A 16,662-nucleotide genomic window follows, 5' to 3' on the forward strand; every position below is an offset into this window, starting at 1 on the left:
GCGGTATGACGTGGCAGTTTCATGACTCTGCGTCACAATTTCCAAAATCACCGGATCTGCCAATCCCGTTCGCATCGAGCGAAGTCGAGATGCCCCTCGACCATGCGCCGACCCGATGGGTGTCTCGACTTCGCTCGACACGAACGGGGTGGGAAGGTGACGTAAAAAGCGGCGGCCGGGGAAGGGGATGTGGGCCCCTCCCTCCGGCCACCCGCGGGGGAGATTACTTCAGCTCCGCGCCGTCCAGCACGGTCATGCCCTTGGCGTTCGCCGCGGCCTTGTCCGCGACGTCCTTCGGCGACACGACGAGGCCCTTGGCGGCGAGGTAGCCGCCCGCCGCCGCGCCCTTCAGGAATTCGGTGACATATTCGGCGAGGCCGGGGATCACGCCGACATGCGCTTTCTTGACATAGATGAACAGCGGGCGCGAACCCGGATAGCTGCCGTCGGCGATCGCGGCATAGGTCGGCGCCACGCCCTGCACCGGCACCGCCTTGATCTTGTCCTTGTTGGCGTCGAGATAGCTGAAGCCGAAGATGCCCAGGCTGTCGGGGTTCTTGTCCAGCTTCGAGATGATCAGGTTATCATTCTCGCCCTGCTCGACATAGAAGGGCGCGCCGCGCAGCGCGGTGCACACCTCTTCATGCTTGTCCTTGTCGCTGTCCTTCAGCGCCTTCATCTCGGGGTTGGCGTCGCAGCCCTTGCCGAGGATCAGCTCCTTGAACGCATCGTACGTGCCGCTGGTCGACGGCGGCCCGAAGACCGAGATCGCGACCGCGGGCAGCGCCGGGTTGACGTCTTTCCACGTCTTCGCGGTGTTCGGCTTGCCATAGGGGTTGGCAGCCAGAGCCTTATAGACGTCTTCTTCCGACAGCTTGAAGCCGGGGCCGCGCTGCGCTTCGCCGAGCGCGATGCCGTCGATGCCGACCTGGATTTCGACGATGTCCTTGACGCCATTCTTGGCGCAGGTGTCGAATTCCTTCTTCTTCATGCGGCGCGATGCGTTCGCGATGTCGGGGGTGTCGCCGCCGACGCCGGCGCAGAACCGCTCGAAGCCGCCGCCGGTGCCGGTCGAATCGATCTTCGGCACCTTGTTGCCGGTCGCCTCGGCGAACTTCTCGCCGACCGCGGTCGCAAAGGGATAGACGGTCGAGGAGCCGACCGCGCTGATATAATCGCGCGCCGCGCCGCCCGAAGACGCCTGGTCCTGACAGGCGGAAAGCGCCAGCGCGGCAGTCGCGACGCAGGCGGCGAGGGCAAATTTCTTGGCCATGGGATATGTCCTGTAGAGGGGGTCGTTACCGAACCAAGCCGCCACCCCTGCAGCGACTCGCTGACTGCCCTCTGATGGATTTGTGTGACGTGTTTGTGACAGGAGGTGTCATGGAAGTGTCACGATTAGTCCGAAGATTCTAGATTCTCTGAGAGAATGCAAGAAAGGCCTCGACGATTTCATGAACCTCAGTGCTGGGATTCAGCTCACCAGTCTTGTTTGCGTCGTCCAACGATTTCTTTGCGTTTTGAATTGCGGTTTGGGTTTTGTCAGCTAGTCCTAAGATAGAAGCTTCATCAGATTTCTTGTAGTTAGGAATAAATTTTTCAAGCTCCTTTATGAGGAGGTCGGCCGACGAATGATTCCCAGCGCCGTTGTATGGTTTTCGAGAATAGGAAAAATGCAAAAGAAGCCAATACTCAAAACAAGGATAAGATTTTATGCTCCTGAAAGTTCGATCGTTTCCTATTTTTATCTGTATTTTTTCCGCAGATTGAACGGCTTGATCGAAATTGGCATGGCTATCTCTGTCGAACACGCAATACAGAATGTCGATGCCTTGGTCTTCATTGCGGATTTGGTCCGCGTACCCAACGACGGAGCCGGGATCGGAGCCGCATTCCTTTCCCAGCACCTTTAGCTGGATATTTGCGGCCCGTAGCGCATCGAGGAACTGTCCGAAATAAATTGTCTCAGTTTTCTCGCCTTCGCAAACTATCACTATCCGCTTTGCTGGTTTGCGGGATGCTGGTTTACGATTTAGCTGGCTAGCAAATTTACGGGATCTCACGCCACAACTCTTCAGATTTTTCGAACGCCCTCACGACTTCTCCGACATAGGGAACTCCCCCGTAGCGGCCGGTCAAATATCCTTTTTCTAACGCTTCATCTTTCCTAGGCGAAAAATCAGTCAATGGAGTGAGACTGGTTTCACCGTGCTGGCTCTTGTCCACGAACCAAACTTGATCGCGCCTAAAGTAATGATCTCTCAAGAGGCTCGTGTCGTGAGAAGTGAAAACGATCTGAGCTCGCTTCCTGTTGAGGTCGGGATTCGAGAAAATGTCGATCAAAGTGTGAACGATCAGAGGGTGAATAGATGTGTTTATCTCGTCTATCACCACGCAATATCCGTTCTGAAGCGTATCAAATAGTGGTCCTGCAAGGCCAAATAGCGCATTCGTACCTGTAGATTCGTCGTTAGGCGTCATAGGCACATCCGACCCATCATCGCCAGTTCGAATAAAGGCGACCTCTCTCTCCTTTAGCTCTCCAGCCTTATTAATAAATTCGCTAAAAAGCTCCGGTTTCATCAAATCATTCAATGCCGATGTATCGAAGTCCGACTCCTTAACGTCTATACGCTTTATCCCTAGGTCTAATTTTGACAAGAACTTGGCCACGACTTCCGAATTTTTCTCAGAAGTGCATTGCTTAGTAGTGTAACCTGTCGCGGGATGAGAGGAGTCGTACATCTGAAAATACTCCGTAATCCACACATATGGATCACGAAGTGATTTAGAATTTAGAAAATTTGCTGTAGACAGATACAATGAATTGTCGGTTGTCGCGTTTTTCCAAACTATCTTATTGCCTTTAAGCTCATTTCCAAATATATATCTATAGCTTTTACCCTGAAGTTTTCTCGAAAAGATATTTTTGAATCTCTTTGATTTTTTGAGAGAGCTTAGCTTTTCTTCTGTTATTTTTTCCGAGTTAAAGCTTAGTTCGTACTGATAAATCGTTTCTTTGTACGAGAAGAGGATGCGAAAGGACGTGTCTTTGTCTCGTAGCGTTGATACAAGTCGGTTTGGATGCCATTCTATTTTATCTTTCGCATCGGATTTTGCCGAATTTTCTACCATTTTTCTTAATGTTGCCATCGCGGCAATTAGGTTCGATTTGCCTCCTCCGTTTTTGCCGAGAACAATGACGGAGGTCAAAAGTTTGATATCGAAGCCTGGCACCGCGACTTCTCGCCCCGTGCTCTTCTCCTTAAGTTTGGACGCGACGAGCGAAAGGGTCTGCTCTGCGCCAATGGAGCGAAAGTTCGATATTGAAAATTCTATGAGCATGGGAAACCCAAATAAATGTGGCAAAATTTGACAGGATTGATTTTCCCGCATTCTATGAATGTTCGGATCGATCCGCAATCGTTTTCCTGCTTCAAATGCTATGCATCAATCAAGGCGCTAAGAAGATGATCCTCATCACCGGCCACGTCATCCTCACCCCAGAGCATCGCGAGCGCATGATCGCGATAGGCGCCGAGCATAGCGCGCGGTCGCGGGGCGAGCCGGGGTGTCTGGCGCACAACTGCCACATCGATGTCGAGAACCCCGACCGGCTGATGTTCGTCGAGGAGTGGGAGAGCATCGACGCGGTGCGCACCCATTTCGCGGTCCCCGCGTCCGCCGCCTTCGTCGCCGAAATGCGCGCGCTCTCGCCGCAGCCGCCCGCGATCCGCATCTACGCCGCCGAGGATATCACGGCAAAGCTGATGGGGGCTTAGACAAGATTATCTCACGCGAAGGCGCGAAGGGGGTTGCGTGGGGTTTCTGGCGGCGGGTTTGGCCGCTGGCGGCGTCAAGTCTCACACAAAGACACAAAGACACGAAGAGGGCGGTTGGAGACGCTGAGGCCGCGTGTCGGCCGGACGTCGGCGGGATTATAGCCGGACTTTGTCCGGCCTTGATCGACGCAGCCGTCGTTCGGCAATCGAGTGGTCGCGCCCGAAAACAGCCCCCTTCGTGTCTTTGTGTCTTTGTGTGAGAAATCCCTTCCTTCTTCTTCGCGCCTTCGCGCCCCTTCGACTGCCCTGGCGGGCGCTCGGGACAGGCTTCGCGTGAGATAATTCTTCCATCACTCACGAAGCAGGGTAACGGAATGGCTTCGCCTTGCCCGCCACGCCATTGTTTGCCACAGCTTCGCAGCGCGGCGCGCGCCGCATCGGGGGGCAAATGAGCGGGTTCGAATTCATCTTTTCGCTGTTCGGGCTGATCCTCGGCCTCGCGCTCGCCGAGGGGCTGGGCGGATTGAGCCGCGCGCTGAAGGCCAGCCACCGCGTCCGCATCGGCTGGCCGACCGCGCTGCTCGGCCTGTTCGTGTCGTGCGACGTCGTCACCTTCTGGATGTACGGCTGGTCGTTGCGCGACCTGCTGCCCTTGAGCTGGCCGGTGCTGTTCGGCGGCTTCATCGTCACCGCCCTCTATTTCGTCGCGGCCAGCCTCGTCTTTCCCGACGACCCGGAGGCGTGGCACGATCTGAACGCCCATTTCGACGCGCATCGGCGCAAGGTGATCGGCGGCGTGTTCCTGTGCAACGTCGCATTGCTGGCCACCGTCGGCTGGCTGCACGGCCTGCCGGCGGCGACCAGCATCCGCACCGTCATCGTCGCTTGGAGCTTCTTTCCCGTCGCGCTGCTCGCGATCTGGACGAAGGACCGGCGCGTCGCCTGCGCCTGCCTGATCTGGCTGATCGCGCTCTACCCGCTGTCGGCGGTGTGGCACTAATCTCTCCCCTCCCATTTATGGGAGGGGTCGGGGGAGGCGATGTCGATGTCGCGCGGGAGGCTGCAGGCCCTCCCCAAACCCCTCCCTGAAGGGAGGGGCTTTCGTCATTTCCCCAACAGCGGCGCCAGATACTGGCCGGTAAAGCTCCGCTTCTCCTTCACCACCTGCTCGGGCGTCCCCGCCGCGACGATCTCGCCGCCCTTGACCCCGCCTTCGGGGCCCAGGTCGACGATCCAGTCGGCGGTCTTGATGACGTCGAGGTTATGTTCGATCACCACCACGCTGTTGCCCTGATCGACCAGCGCCTGCAGCACTTCGAGCAGCTTGCGGACATCCTCGAAATGCAGGCCCGTCGTCGGCTCGTCGAGGATGTAGAGCGTCTGCCCGGTCGAGCGCCGCGACAGTTCCTTCGCCAGCTTCACCCGCTGCGCCTCGCCGCCCGACAGGGTCGTCGCCTGCTGCCCGACCTTGATATAGCCGAGCCCCACGCGGACGAGCATTTCCATCTTGTCGCGGATCGCGGGCACCGCCTTGAAAAACTCCGCCGCATCCTCGACCGTCATGTCGAGCACGTCGGCGATGCTCATCCCCTTGAACTTCACCTCCAGCGTTTCGCGGTTGTATCGTTTGCCGTGGCACGTCTCGCACGTCACATAGACGTCGGGCAGGAAGTGCATCTCGATCTTGATCAGCCCGTCGCCGGTGCAGGTTTCGCAGCGCCCGCCCTTGACGTTGAAGCTGAAGCGTCCGGGCTTGTACCCGCGCGCCTGCGCCTCGGGCAGCCCGGCGAACCAGTCGCGGATCACCGTGAAGGCGCCCGTGTACGTCGCGGGGTTCGACCGCGGGGTGCGGCCGATCGGCGACTGGTCGATGTCGATCACCTTGTCGCAATGTTCGAGGCCGGTCAGCGCGTCGTGCGGCCCCGCGACCAGCCGCGCGCCGTTCAGCGTCCGCGCCGCGCTGGCATAGAGCGTGTCGATGACCAGGCTCGACTTGCCCGACCCCGACAGGCCGGTGACGCAGGTGAAGGTGCCGAGCGGGATCGTCGCGGTGACATTCTGAAGATTGTTCGCGCGCGCGCCCTTCAGCACCAGGTCGAAGCCGTTGCCGGGGCGGCGGCGCGCCGGCACCTCGATCTTCTTCGCGCCGGTCAGATACGCCGCGGTCAGGCTCTTCTTGTTCGCCAGCACCTGTTTCAGCGTCCCCTCGGCGACGATCTCGCCGCCGTGGACGCCCGCGCCGGGGCCCATGTCGACGACATAGTCGGCGTGGCGGATCGCGTCCTCGTCATGTTCGACGACGATCACCGTGTTGCCGAGGTCGCGCAGGCGCTTCAGCGTCGCGAGCAGCCGGTCGTTGTCGCGCTGGTGCAGGCCGATGCTCGGTTCGTCGAGCACGTAGAGGACGCCCGACAGGCCGCTGCCGATCTGGCTGGCGAGGCGGATGCGCTGGCTTTCGCCGCCGCTCAAGGTGCCCGACGTGCGGTTGAGGTTCAGATAATCGAGCCCGACATTGTTGAGGAAGCCGAGCCGCTCGTTGATCTCCTTCAGGATCGCCTTCGCGATCTGCCGCTGCGTCTCGTTCAGCTTCTCGTCGAGCGTGCTGAACCACGCGAGCGCGTCGGCGACCGAGCGCTGCGCCGACATGCTGATATTCTCGCCCGCGATCTTCACCGCCAGCGGTTCGGGGCGCAGCCGCGCGCCGTGGCACGTTTCGCACGGTTGCGCGGTCTGGTACTTGCCCAGTTCCTCGCGCATCCACGCGCTCTCGGTCTGCAACATCCGGCGGTTGAGGTTGCCGATGACACCTTCGAACGCCTTGTGCGTCGTATAGGTGCGCTTGCCGTCCTTGAAGGTCAGCTCGACCGGCATCCCGCCGGTGCCGAAGAGGATGATCTGCTGCACCGCGCCGGGCAGGTCCTGCCACGGCGTGTCGAGGCTGAAGTCATAGGCTTTGCCCAGGCTTTCAAGCACTTGCATATAATAGGGCGAGGGCGGGTTCGATTTCGCCCACGGCACGACCGCGCCCTTCTTCAGGCTCAGCGCATGGTTGGGGACGACCAGGTCGGGGTCGAACTCCAGCCGCTCGCCCAGGCCGTCGCACGCGGGGCAGGCGCCCTGCGGCGCGTTGAAGCTGAACAGCCGCGGCTCGATCTCCGCAATCGTGAAGCCCGACACGGGGCATGAGAACTTCTCGCTGAATATCAAGCGGTTGGCCGGTATTCCCGCGCCCTTCATCGCCCCCCCGGCATCTTCCTCCTCGCGCCCCGGCACCGGCCCGTCGGCCATGTCGACATACGCGACACCTTCGGCAAGTTTCAGCGCCGTCTCGAAACTGTCGGCAAGCCGCGTCTCGATCCCCTCGCGCACCACGATGCGGTCGACCACGACCTCGATGTCATGCTTGTATTTCTTGTCGAGCGCCGGGGCATCCTCGATCTCGTAGAACTCGCCGTCGATGCGGACGCGGGTGAACCCTTCCTTCTGCCACTGCGCCAGCTCCTTGCGATACTCGCCCTTGCGCCCGCGCACGACCGGCGCGAGCAGATACGCGCGGGTGCCCTCGGGCAGCTCCATGACCCGGTCGACCATCTGGCTCACATTCTGCGCCGAAATCGGCTCGCCGGTAACGGGCGAATAGGGGATGCCGACGCGCGCCCACAGCAGGCGCATATAGTCGTAGATTTCGGTCACCGTCGCAACGGTCGAGCGCGGGTTTCGGCTCGTCGTCTTCTGCTCGATGCTGATCGCCGGCGACAGCCCGTCGATATGCTCGACGTCGGGCTTCTGCATCATCTCGAGGAACTGGCGCGCATAAGCCGACAAGCTCTCGACATAGCGCCTCTGACCCTCGGCATAGATGGTGTCGAAGGCGAGGCTCGATTTGCCCGAGCCCGACAGGCCGGTGATCACGATCAGGCTGTCGCGCGGCAGGTCGACGTCGACGCCCTTAAGATTATGCTCGCGCGCGCCGCGCACCGAAATATGGGTGAGACTCATGGGAGGGGTATGTTCCAGATTTGTTCTATTGGCGCAAGAGGCGGTTCCGCGCCGGTTCGCCGGTAAGATAGGAGGCCCGGCGCCGCACCGCAATGTGGTGGCATTCCACCAACATGCCAAAGGCTTCGACCAATGCCGGGCGGCTTGCTTGACCCCGTGACGTCGCAGGCGGACAAGAATGGCCATTCGCGCCGCCTCGACCCGGCGGTGCAGAACAATCAGGAGACGGGGTAATGAAAAGCTTTCTAACGAGCGCCGCAGGGCTGGCGATCGCTGCCGCCTTGGCTGCGGCGCCTGCAATGGCGAGCGACAACACAATGTCCGCGACGCTGGTCGCCAAGGCCGATGGCGAAGGGGACGCCGCGGTGAAGGGCGATGCGTCGCTGAAAGCGCTGACCTTCGGGACATGGGGCGTCGACCTTGCCGCGCGCGACACCAATGTGAAACCCGGGGACGACTTCGACAGATATGCGAACGGCGGCTGGTTTGCGCGCACCGAGATCCCGGCCGATCAGGCGTCGGCGGGTGTCGACTATGATGTTTACAACCTGACGCAGCGCCAGCTCGGACAGCTTGTCACTGGAGCTCCCGCGACGTCGCAGGTCGGCGGCCTATACCAGAGCTTCATGGACGAGAAGCGGGTCGACGCGCTGGGCGCCAAACCGCTGATGGCCGACGTCGACGCTGTTGCGGCGATCAAGGACAAGGGCGCGATGGCGCGCTTCATGGGCTCGACGCAGGGGACGTTTGGCGCGACGATCGTCTCCGGCGGCCCCTATGCCGACACAAATGATCCGACGGTGAACGTCCTGTGGCTCGGCCAGGCGGGGCTCGGGCTTCCCGAACGCGACTATTATCTGAACGACAGTTTCAAGACGCAGCGCGATGCCTATCGCGCCTATATCGTGCGAACGATGAAGATGGTCGGCAATGCTGCGCCCGAGAATGCGGCGGATGCGATCATGGGCTTCGAAACCGAGATCGCGAAGGTCAGCTGGGCGATCGCCGACCGCCGCGACATCGGCAAGATCAACAATCCGATGTCGTCGGACGAACTCGCGGCCTTTGCTCCGGGACTCGACTGGAAGGCGTGGTTCGAAGGCGCCGGCATCGGACCGCAGAAGCGGATCATCGTCAACGAGAATACGGCGGTGCGCGACATTGCGGCGCTCTATGCAAGGACGCCGCTCGACACGATCAAGCTGTGGCAGCAATTCCACATCGCCGACAATGCGGCGCCCTATCTCTCCAAGGCATTCGTCGACAGCCGCTTCGAATATACCAAAGTGCTGAGCGGCGTCGGCGAACTTCGTCCGCGCTGGAAGCGCGGGCTGACGCTGGTCGACGGGAGCCTCGGCGAACTGGTCGGCGAAACCTATGCGAGGCAATATTTCCCGGCGAGCGCGAAAGCGAAGATGGAAGCGCTGGTCGCGAATCTGAAGCTCGCGATGGGCGATCGCATCCGCAGCAACAGCTGGATGGCGCCCGAGACCAAGGCGGCGGCGCTCGACAAGCTGGCGAAGATGGACGTCATGGTTGGCTATCCCGACAAATGGCGCGACTATTCGGGGCTCAAGATCGATCCGACCGACCTCTATGGCAATGTGAAGCGCAGCGCGGCGTTCGAATATGCCTATTCGCTGTCAGACCTGAACAAGCCCGTCGATCGCAAGAAATGGTCGATGAACCCGCAGGAGGTAAACGCCTACAACGGCGGCCTCGAGAACAAGATCGTGTTCCCGGCCGGCATACTGCAGGCGCCTTACTTCAGCGAGAGCGTCGACGATGCAGTCAACTATGGCGCGATCGGCGCCGTTATCGGCCACGAGATCTCGCATGGCTTCGATGATCAGGGGCGCAAGATCGACGCCAATGGCGCGGTGCGCGACTGGTGGACCGCGGCAGACGCGGCGCGCTTCGAGGCGCAGGCGAAGGCGTTTGGTGCGCAATACGCGACCTTTGAGGCGGCGCCCGGCGCCTTCATCAATCCCGACCTGACGATGGGTGAGAATATCGCCGATCTCGCGGGGCTGGAGATTGCCTATGACGCCTACCACCGCTCGCTGGGCGGCAAGGAGGCGCCGGTGATCGACGGTCTGACCGGCGACCAGCGCTTCTTCCTCGCCTTTGCGCAGGCGTGGCGCGACAAGGCACGCGAGGATTCGATCAAGCAGCAGGTCGCAAGCGATGAACACGCCCCGGCGCGCTGGCGGATCATCGGCCCGGTGCGCAACGTCGATGCCTGGTACAAGGCGTTCAACGTCACGCCCGACAATAAATATTATCTGAAACCCGAGGCGCGCACGCGCATCTGGTGATCAGCCGGAGACGACGGGGGCGACCGCCGGTCGCCCCCGTACCAGCATCACCGTGAGCGACAGCGCCGCGCCGATGATGACGAACAGCGCGGGAAAGCCGCCCAGCACCGACATCATGCGGATGCCGTCGAGCCCCGAGCCCGCGACGAGAACGATCGCGACGAGCCCGACCGCAATTCCCCACACGCTTTGCACGCCCATCGGCGCTTCGGGCGCGTCGGGGGTGATGCCGCGGGTCGAAAGCGCACTCATCGCCGAAACATTGGCGTCGGCGCCCGCGACATAGGACAGGAAGATGGTGAAAAGAATGAGCCCCGTCGCAGCTGGGCCGCCGCCGAGCGCGTCGAACAGGCGGAAGAGAACCGAGTCCGGGCCCTTCGCCGCGATCACCGAATAGAGGCTGGCGCCGCTCTGCTGGTCGATGACGATGGCCGAGCCTGCGATGGCGGTCATCCACAGCGCGCCGAACAGCGATGGCAGGACGAGATTCATCAGTATGAACTCGCGCACGCTGTAACCGATGGCCAGCCGTCCGAGGAAGAGCGCGGTGACCGGCGCCCAGGCGAACCAGTTGCCCCAATAGAAAATCGTCCACTGCCGGCTCCACGCGCCGTCGACGTCGAGGCCGAGATTGCGGGGAATGAAGGTGGTGAAATATTCGCCCGTGGCGCGCAGCGACAGGCCGAACATCTTGGCGGTCGGGCCAGCGACGAGTGCGAAGGCGATGATCGCGAAGAACAGCCAGGTGTTCAGCACCGACAGGCCGGCGATGCCCTTTTGCAACCCCATCGCAGCCGAGATCAGAAAACTCGCGACGATCAGCGCCGCAATTCCCCATTTGAGCGGCATTCCACCGCTGAAATGGCCCAGATTCTCCACGCCGCCTGCCAGCGCCAGGATTCCGGCGCCCATCGACGCTGCCATTCCGGCGACGAGCGCATATAGGCAGACGATGTCGATGCCCGTGCCAACCGGTCCGTGCGCGCGATTGCCGAGCAGCGGGACGAACAGCGAAGACAGGCTGAACGGCTCGCCGCGGTTATAATAGACAAGCGCGAAGGCGAGCGCCGCGACGGTGTAGATTGCGTAGGGCGTTAACGTCCAGTGCAGGAACATCGTCGACATGGCGAAGGTCGCGGCAGCATCGCTGCCCGGTTCCATTCCCAGCATCGGAGGCGGCGCGTTGAGATGGAACAGCGGCTCGGCCGCCCCCCAGAAGAGGATACCGGTCGCGATCGTCGTGCAGAGCATCACCGCGAACCAGCGCCAGCGCCCGAGCAGCGGCTTGGCGCCCGCTCCGCCGATGATCGTCTGGCCGAATGGCGACAGCGCTGCCAGCGCGAGAAGAGCCAGAAAAGCCAGACCGGCACCCGCGAAGAGCGGGCCGAAATGCTCCAGTATCCAGTCGTTGGCCGCAGCCTCAGCCGCGACGAAACGCGTGCCCTGCCAGAGGCTGAGGACGAGCGCCGCAGAAAGGGTCGCCAGCGGAACAAAAAAGACCGCGCGATTGATGGGGTGACGGGTTGAGGCTGGCAAATGTTCCGCCGTTCGGACATGGACAATGTCGTCAGCATGGCCGCTACCGGACCCGGCGTCAAATGATGTGCCGGGAACGGGATTTGCCGCAAGACGTTGGACGCACAGGTGCCTTGATGGAAGGAGAGCTTCGATGATCAGGACGATTTTCACGGCAACAGCGGCCATGGCGCTGCTGGCGGCAGGACAGGCAGCCGCGTGGCAGAAAAATCCAGACGGCACGACTGCGGAGGAAAAGGCCAATACCGCGAAGCTGAATGCGGACCAGCTGGCGAAGGCGCAGGCGGAAACCGACGCCTACAACGCCCGTGTCGCGGCTAACGCGCAGCAGGAGGCCGCCGCGCAGTCGACCTTCCTTGAGGAAACCTCGGCTTATGAAGCGGAAAAGGCGCGGGTCGCCGCCATGTCCGCCGAAGAACGGATCCAATGGGAAGCCGACGTCGCGGCCTGCAAGGCCGGCGACAAGACGCGCTGCGCGCATCCGGAATCCAAGCCCAAATAGGCCTTGTGTTTCCTAATCGCGATTTTCTGAAGGCTCCGGCGTTGCGTCGGGGCCTTTTCGTTGTCCGTCGGGGGGCGGTCCAGCCTCCGCCACCGGCGGCAGCGCGACGGGGATCACCATCGCCGGCCGCGGCAAATCGGGAAAACGACCACCATAGCGGTAGTCGTCATCCGTCCCCTCTGGCGGTGAGGGGACGGCGCCTTCGTTGACCTCGCCGAGCCGGCGGAACGGCTCGCTGAGCCGACTTACGCGTTCCGCCCTCAGCCGCGCACCCACACCATAGCTGTCGGCGCATTCGAGGCATGGCGGCGCCGAGGTCGCATCGGCGACCGCCGCCTTGGGGTTGGCGCTGAGGTCGGCAAAGGACGCCGAGCCGGCCCCCTTGCCGCTCAGCCCCTGGCCGATGACGATGAAGGCCAGTAACGCGCCGGCGCCCAGCCCGGCGACGACGACGATCAGCCCGAATGCCAGGCGATGGCCCAGCCGGTCGCGACTCGAAGGATGTCGACGTTTCCCTGCCATGGCCGAAGAAGGCCATGATGACAGCTTCGTTGCAAGCTTTCGGCCACTGGTCGATGCGGGAACGCCTTTCGTCTCCACATCGACCGCACGACCGGCCCCGTCGAACCCGACGTGCGTGGCCGTGGCAAAGCGGGCATCCAAGGATCGCGGGATGCGGGAGGATCCGGTCTTCCCCGGTTTCGGATCAGCTCGTGTCCCGCATCATCCCCCCAGATGAGAGGACTCCCCATGTTGAAATCCACCCTGATCACGATGGCGGCCATCGCCGTTTGTGGCGCAGCAGCTCCCGCCGTGGCGCAGGAAAGCGATGCGCCGCAAGTCGCCGTCCGCTACGACGACCTCAATCTTTCGACCACCGCCGGTCGCGATCGGCTCGACACACGGGTCCGCACCGCGATCCGCGCGATGTGCACCGACAGCAGCCGTCTTACCCTGCGCCAGCGAGCGGTCGCGCAGGAGTGCATGGCGCAGGCCAAGCGCAGCATCGAACCGCAGCTCGCGGCCTTGTTGAACGGCAGCACCGCCAAGTTCGCGAGCGACAAGCCGCCCGTCGTCGCTGCTCCCTGACGACATCCGGTGACGCGGCCGTCCTGAAGCAGGTGGCGGCGGCCGAAGAAGGCGATCATGCTCCGTGCATGATCGCCTTTACGTCATGAAGATAGGTGCGGCCGATGCGGTGCACGCCGCCTTCGCCCAGATCGACACTCCAAGCGCCGTCGCCGTGGTGTTTCAGCCCGACGATGCCTTCGCGGCGGATCATCTTCGACCGATGGATGCGCATGAACTGGTCGGGGTTCATGCGCGCTTCGAGTGATTTGATCGTCTGATGGATCAGCCAGCTGCGCCCGCCGACGTGGAGGCGCATATAATCGCGCTCGGCCTCGATCAGGTCGACCTGGGCTGCATCGATGCGCAGCATCTCGCCACGGTTCTGGACCCAGAACTCGCTGATCCACTTGCTTTTCGGCGCAGGAGCGCGCTCGCTGGCGCGCCATTCGCGAACTCGCGTCAGCGCCCGACCAAGCCGGTCGGGCGAGACCGGTTTCAGCAGATAGTCGACCGCGGCGACGTCAAAGGCGGCGACCGCGTAGCGATCGAACGCGGTGACGAATACCACGGCGGGCGGATTGTCGAGCTTGTCGATGGCAGCGGCGACCTGCAACCCGTCGAGATCGGGCATCGCAATATCGCAGAGTACCAGGTCGGGCGCGAGGGCGTCGACCATGCGCAGCGCGGAGGCGCCGTCGCTCGCCGTCCCGACAAGCGAGACGCCGTCTTGCTGACCTGCGAGAATCTGCAACCGTTCGATTGCGAGCGGTTCGTCGTCGACAATCAGGGTCCGAAGCGTCTGGAGCATGTCAGCACCTCTCTCGTGCCAGGGGGAGCCACAAGGATACGAAGAAGCCACCGGTGTCGGACCGGCCCCATTCGCATCCTGCGCTGGGGCCGTAGCGCGTCAGCAGCCGTTCGCGGACGTTGCCAAGGCCGAGGCCGGTGCCGGGGGCGGGGATCGGCGCCTTCGGGTCGATGTCGTTTTCTATCCGCATCACCAGCAGGCCATATTCGCTGCTCGCGGTCAGACGGATCGCGATCGTTCCCTTGCTGGGGGCGACGCCATATTTGATCGCGTTTTCGATGATCGGTTGCAGGATCAGCACCGGGACGCAGGCGTTTTCGAGCTCGTTCGGCATCGTCACCTCGACATGCAGCCGGTCGGGGAAGCGAACTTGCTCGATATCGAGGTAGAGGCGCTGGAGCGCGATTTCCTCGTCGAGGCTGACGAGCTGTTCGGGGTCGACGGCAAGGCTCGAGCGGAGGAAGGACGACAGGTTCATGATCATCGTCTCGGCCTCGCTCTTCGATCCCTTGAGGACGAGCGTCGACAGCGAATTCAGCGTGTTGAACAGGAAGTGCGGATTGACCTGATAGTGCAGCGCGCGGAGCTGAGCCGCCTGCGCCTCGATCCGGAAATGGTTCGCGCGGCGTTCGACTGCACGCATCTCGTTCGCATATCCGAAGGCGACATAAAGCGCGGCCCAGACCGCGAAGAAGAAATACCAGCGGATCGAGCTGTCGAGGATCAGCACGGTTTCCCACGATACCGGGAATTTGGATTGCACTTCGGCGATGATCTTTTCGGCGTCGGGGCCGGGAAACCAGTAGAAGAAGACGAGCAGGTTGATGGTTGCATAGACGGCGACGAGCGGAACCGCCGCGCCCAGCGCGACGGCGAGCCGCGCCCCGAAACCGCGCGGCTGGACGCGCTGGATAAGCTGGTAAAGCACGAAGGTGCAGAGGATGCCCGCGACGACGACAAGGGCGCGGCGGCCGGCATATTCCCACTGCTCGGCGCCGGCGAGGATGCCGAGGCCGGTAGTGATCAGGAAATAGAGGAACCACATGGCGAGTATCGAGCCGATCGCGACGCGCGGGTTGACGCGGGCGTCGGAGGCGCGCCAATCGGGCGCCGCGGCCAGCATCTTCGCCCGCTGGTCGCGCAGCGCCTCTTTGCGGATGGTCATGTTCATCGGGGCTGCTTTAGCGTCGGTCATCGCGCCGACGCTAGCAGACGCCGGGCCGCCAGTCGAAGGGGTGGGTGCTTTGGTCGAAGAAAAAGGCTTTGGATCCGGGAAAGCTCAGGACAAGTCGGGCCGGGTCAACGTCCGGCGCCAGTTTCCGCGCTTGTAAACTATCCATGCCATCGCCAGCGACGCGAGCGAAGAGAGAGGGAAGCTCCACCACAATATGTCGCTGCCGATGATCGGATAGCCGAAGTAGTAGATGCCGAGGCGGATCGGGAACATCGACAGGAACAGAATAATCAGCGGCGGGACGACCGATCCATTGGCGCGGAGCGTGCTGATCAGGACGATCGTCGTGCCGAAGGGCAGGAAGGTCCATGTCGCGATATACTGGATGTTGCGTGCGACATCGATCGCCTCGCTGCCGCTGCCAAGGAATAGCGACAGGGCTGCGCGGTCGAACAGCAAAAGCAGCGCGATGAGCACGCCCGTCATCGTCAGGTTGATCGCGATGCCGCTGTTGGTGACCCCGCTGACGCGGTCCCAGCGCTGCGCACCGATATTCTGCGCCGCCATCGAGCTGACGGCCGCCCCGACCGCGAGCGCGGGCATCTGGACATAGTTCCAGAGCTGAAGCGTTGCACCATAGGCAGCAGCGGTAATGAGCCCCTCGCGGTTGACGAGCCCGACCATGATCAGCCCGGCGCCTGAAATGACGAGCATCTGCGCGCCCATCGGCAGGCCGCGCCCGACAATGAATCCGAGCTCGCGCCAGTTGGGAAGAAGATAGGCGAATTCGCGGCCGCGCAGCCGCAGCACATGGTTCCTCGCATAGAACCAGCCGATCATCGCGATCAGGCTGATCGTTCCGGCGATGGCGGTCGCGAGCGCGCTGCCAGCGATGCCGAGGCGGGGCAAGGGCCCGATCCCGAGGATCAGCATTGGGTTCAGCACGATGTCGAGGACAACGGTCAGGATCATGAAGCGCAGCGGCGTCACGGCATCCCCTGCGCCGCGCGAGGCCATCGAGAGCATGACCATCAACATGCTTGCCGGCACCGCGATGAAGGTCACCCGCAGATAGTCGTGCGCGAGCGTGAAGGCCTCGGGCGGGGTTTCGAGCCAGCGCAGGATGCGATCGGACGCGAACCAGCCGATCACGGCGATGACGAGCGAGAAAGCAACCGCAAGTCCGATCGCGGCGCCGCTGGCGCGCCGGGCGGCGTCGATGTCGCCGCGCCCGATCGACTGGCCGATGAGGACCGTCGCGGCCATGCCGAAGCCGAAGAAGGCACCGAACATGAGGAACATGATGATGTTGGCGTTGGCGGTCGCAGCAAGCGCGCTTTCGCCGAGAAATTGCCCGACCCAGATCGAGTTCACCGACCCCGACAGGGTCTGGAGAATGTTCGACGCGAGCGTCGGCAGCGCGAAGAGGATCAGCGTTTTGGCGATGGGCCCGTGGGTCAGGTCCATCCGCC

The 16,662-nt window shown here is 62.2% G+C and carries 14 protein-coding genes; 5 read left to right on the forward strand and 9 right to left on the reverse strand.

Going from position 1 to position 16,662, the window contains the following annotated elements; translation table 11 throughout:
• Positions 1-223 precede the first annotated feature (223 nt).
• From QOL79_RS07605 to QOL79_RS07615, 3 genes are all read right to left on the reverse strand, one after another.
• Positions 224-1,273, reverse strand: coding sequence for a substrate-binding domain-containing protein (locus tag QOL79_RS07605; protein ID WP_283419178.1), 1,050 nt, complete (start codon positions 1,271-1,273; stop codon positions 224-226).
• 139 nt (positions 1,274-1,412) lie between these two features.
• Positions 1,413-2,063, reverse strand: coding sequence for an RloB family protein (locus QOL79_RS07610; RefSeq protein ID WP_283419179.1), 651 nt, complete (start codon positions 2,061-2,063; stop codon positions 1,413-1,415).
• On the reverse strand, positions 2,050-3,423 hold the full coding sequence (locus QOL79_RS07615) for an AAA family ATPase (protein ID WP_283419180.1): 1,374 nt from the start codon (positions 3,421-3,423) through the stop codon (positions 2,050-2,052). Before QOL79_RS07615 ends, QOL79_RS07610 begins: the two co-directional genes overlap by 14 nt.
• A gap of 47 nt (positions 3,424-3,470) precedes the next feature.
• On the opposite strand from QOL79_RS07615, the gene QOL79_RS07620 reads away from it, so the two are divergent.
• Positions 3,471-3,782 (forward strand): putative quinol monooxygenase, encoded by a 312-nt coding sequence (locus QOL79_RS07620; RefSeq protein WP_283419181.1) that lies wholly within the window; start codon positions 3,471-3,473, stop codon positions 3,780-3,782.
• Between the two features lie 448 nt (positions 3,783-4,230).
• On the forward strand, positions 4,231-4,782 hold the full coding sequence (locus tag QOL79_RS07625) for a hypothetical protein (protein ID WP_283419182.1): 552 nt from the start codon (positions 4,231-4,233) through the stop codon (positions 4,780-4,782).
• Between the two features lie 104 nt (positions 4,783-4,886).
• On the opposite strand, the gene uvrA is transcribed toward QOL79_RS07625, so the two are convergent.
• Positions 4,887-7,781: an excinuclease ABC subunit UvrA gene (gene uvrA, locus QOL79_RS07630; RefSeq protein ID WP_283419183.1), complete on the reverse strand. Its 2,895-nt coding sequence runs from the start codon at positions 7,779-7,781 to the stop codon at positions 4,887-4,889.
• Positions 7,782-8,014: 233 nt separating this feature from the next.
• On the opposite strand from uvrA, the gene QOL79_RS07635 reads away from it, so the two are divergent.
• The gene (locus QOL79_RS07635; protein WP_283419184.1) at positions 8,015-10,099 is read left to right on the forward strand and encodes a M13 family metallopeptidase; all 2,085 of its coding nucleotides are present in this window, start codon (positions 8,015-8,017) and stop codon (positions 10,097-10,099) included.
• On the opposite strand, the gene QOL79_RS07640 is transcribed toward QOL79_RS07635, so the two are convergent.
• On the reverse strand, positions 10,100-11,635 hold the full coding sequence (locus tag QOL79_RS07640; RefSeq protein ID WP_231729131.1) for a BCCT family transporter: 1,536 nt from the start codon (positions 11,633-11,635) through the stop codon (positions 10,100-10,102).
• 166 nt (positions 11,636-11,801) lie between these two features.
• On the opposite strand from QOL79_RS07640, the gene QOL79_RS07645 reads away from it, so the two are divergent.
• Complete coding sequence (locus tag QOL79_RS07645) at positions 11,802-12,137, forward strand: hypothetical protein (protein WP_058800330.1); 336 nt, start codon at positions 11,802-11,804, stop codon at positions 12,135-12,137.
• A 12-nt stretch (positions 12,138-12,149) separates the two neighbouring features.
• Here QOL79_RS07645 and QOL79_RS07650 read toward each other — a convergent pair whose 3' ends face one another.
• A complete protein-coding gene (locus tag QOL79_RS07650; RefSeq protein WP_282949575.1) occupies positions 12,150-12,800 on the reverse strand; it encodes a hypothetical protein in 651 nt (216 codons plus the stop codon).
• Between the two features lie 87 nt (positions 12,801-12,887).
• On the opposite strand from QOL79_RS07650, the gene QOL79_RS07655 reads away from it, so the two are divergent.
• Positions 12,888-13,226, forward strand: a complete 339-nt coding sequence (locus tag QOL79_RS07655) for a UrcA family protein (RefSeq protein ID WP_282949576.1) — start codon at positions 12,888-12,890, stop codon at positions 13,224-13,226.
• A 55-nt stretch (positions 13,227-13,281) separates the two neighbouring features.
• On the opposite strand, the gene QOL79_RS07660 is transcribed toward QOL79_RS07655, so the two are convergent.
• From QOL79_RS07660 to QOL79_RS07670, 3 genes are all read right to left on the reverse strand, one after another.
• Complete coding sequence (locus tag QOL79_RS07660; RefSeq protein WP_058456114.1) at positions 13,282-14,016, reverse strand: LytR/AlgR family response regulator transcription factor; 735 nt, start codon at positions 14,014-14,016, stop codon at positions 13,282-13,284.
• Position 14,017: 1 nt separating this feature from the next.
• Positions 14,018-15,211 (reverse strand): sensor histidine kinase, encoded by a 1,194-nt coding sequence (locus QOL79_RS07665; RefSeq protein ID WP_283419185.1) that lies wholly within the window; start codon positions 15,209-15,211, stop codon positions 14,018-14,020.
• Positions 15,212-15,295: 84 nt separating this feature from the next.
• Entirely contained in the window at positions 15,296-16,657 is a 1,362-nt protein-coding gene (locus QOL79_RS07670) for an MATE family efflux transporter (RefSeq protein ID WP_502957485.1), read from the reverse strand.
• Positions 16,658-16,662: the final 5 nt, after the last annotated feature.

The sequence above is a fragment of the Sphingopyxis sp. Geo48 genome (assembly GCF_949769155.1).
Classification (GTDB): domain Bacteria; phylum Pseudomonadota; class Alphaproteobacteria; order Sphingomonadales; family Sphingomonadaceae; genus Sphingopyxis.

Coding starts and splice junctions, on each gene's coding strand:
- QOL79_RS07645 (WP_058800330.1), top strand. CDS start 11,802: ATGGCGCTGCTGGCGGCAGGACAGGCAGCCGCGTGGCAGAAAAATCCA.
- QOL79_RS07665 (WP_283419185.1), bottom strand. CDS start 15,211: ATGACCGACGCTAAAGCAGCCCCGATGAACATGACCATCCGCAAAGAG.
- QOL79_RS07655 (WP_282949576.1), top strand. CDS start 12,888: ATGTTGAAATCCACCCTGATCACGATGGCGGCCATCGCCGTTTGTGGC.
- QOL79_RS07635 (WP_283419184.1), top strand. CDS start 8,015: ATGAAAAGCTTTCTAACGAGCGCCGCAGGGCTGGCGATCGCTGCCGCC.
- QOL79_RS07605 (WP_283419178.1), bottom strand. CDS start 1,273: ATGGCCAAGAAATTTGCCCTCGCCGCCTGCGTCGCGACTGCCGCGCTG.
- QOL79_RS07670 (WP_502957485.1), bottom strand. CDS start 16,657: ATGGACCTGACCCACGGGCCCATCGCCAAAACGCTGATCCTCTTCGCG.
- uvrA (WP_283419183.1), bottom strand. CDS start 7,781: ATGAGTCTCACCCATATTTCGGTGCGCGGCGCGCGCGAGCATAATCTT.
- QOL79_RS07620 (WP_283419181.1), top strand. CDS start 3,471: ATGATCCTCATCACCGGCCACGTCATCCTCACCCCAGAGCATCGCGAG.
- QOL79_RS07625 (WP_283419182.1), top strand. CDS start 4,231: ATGAGCGGGTTCGAATTCATCTTTTCGCTGTTCGGGCTGATCCTCGGC.
- QOL79_RS07660 (WP_058456114.1), bottom strand. CDS start 14,016: ATGCTCCAGACGCTTCGGACCCTGATTGTCGACGACGAACCGCTCGCA.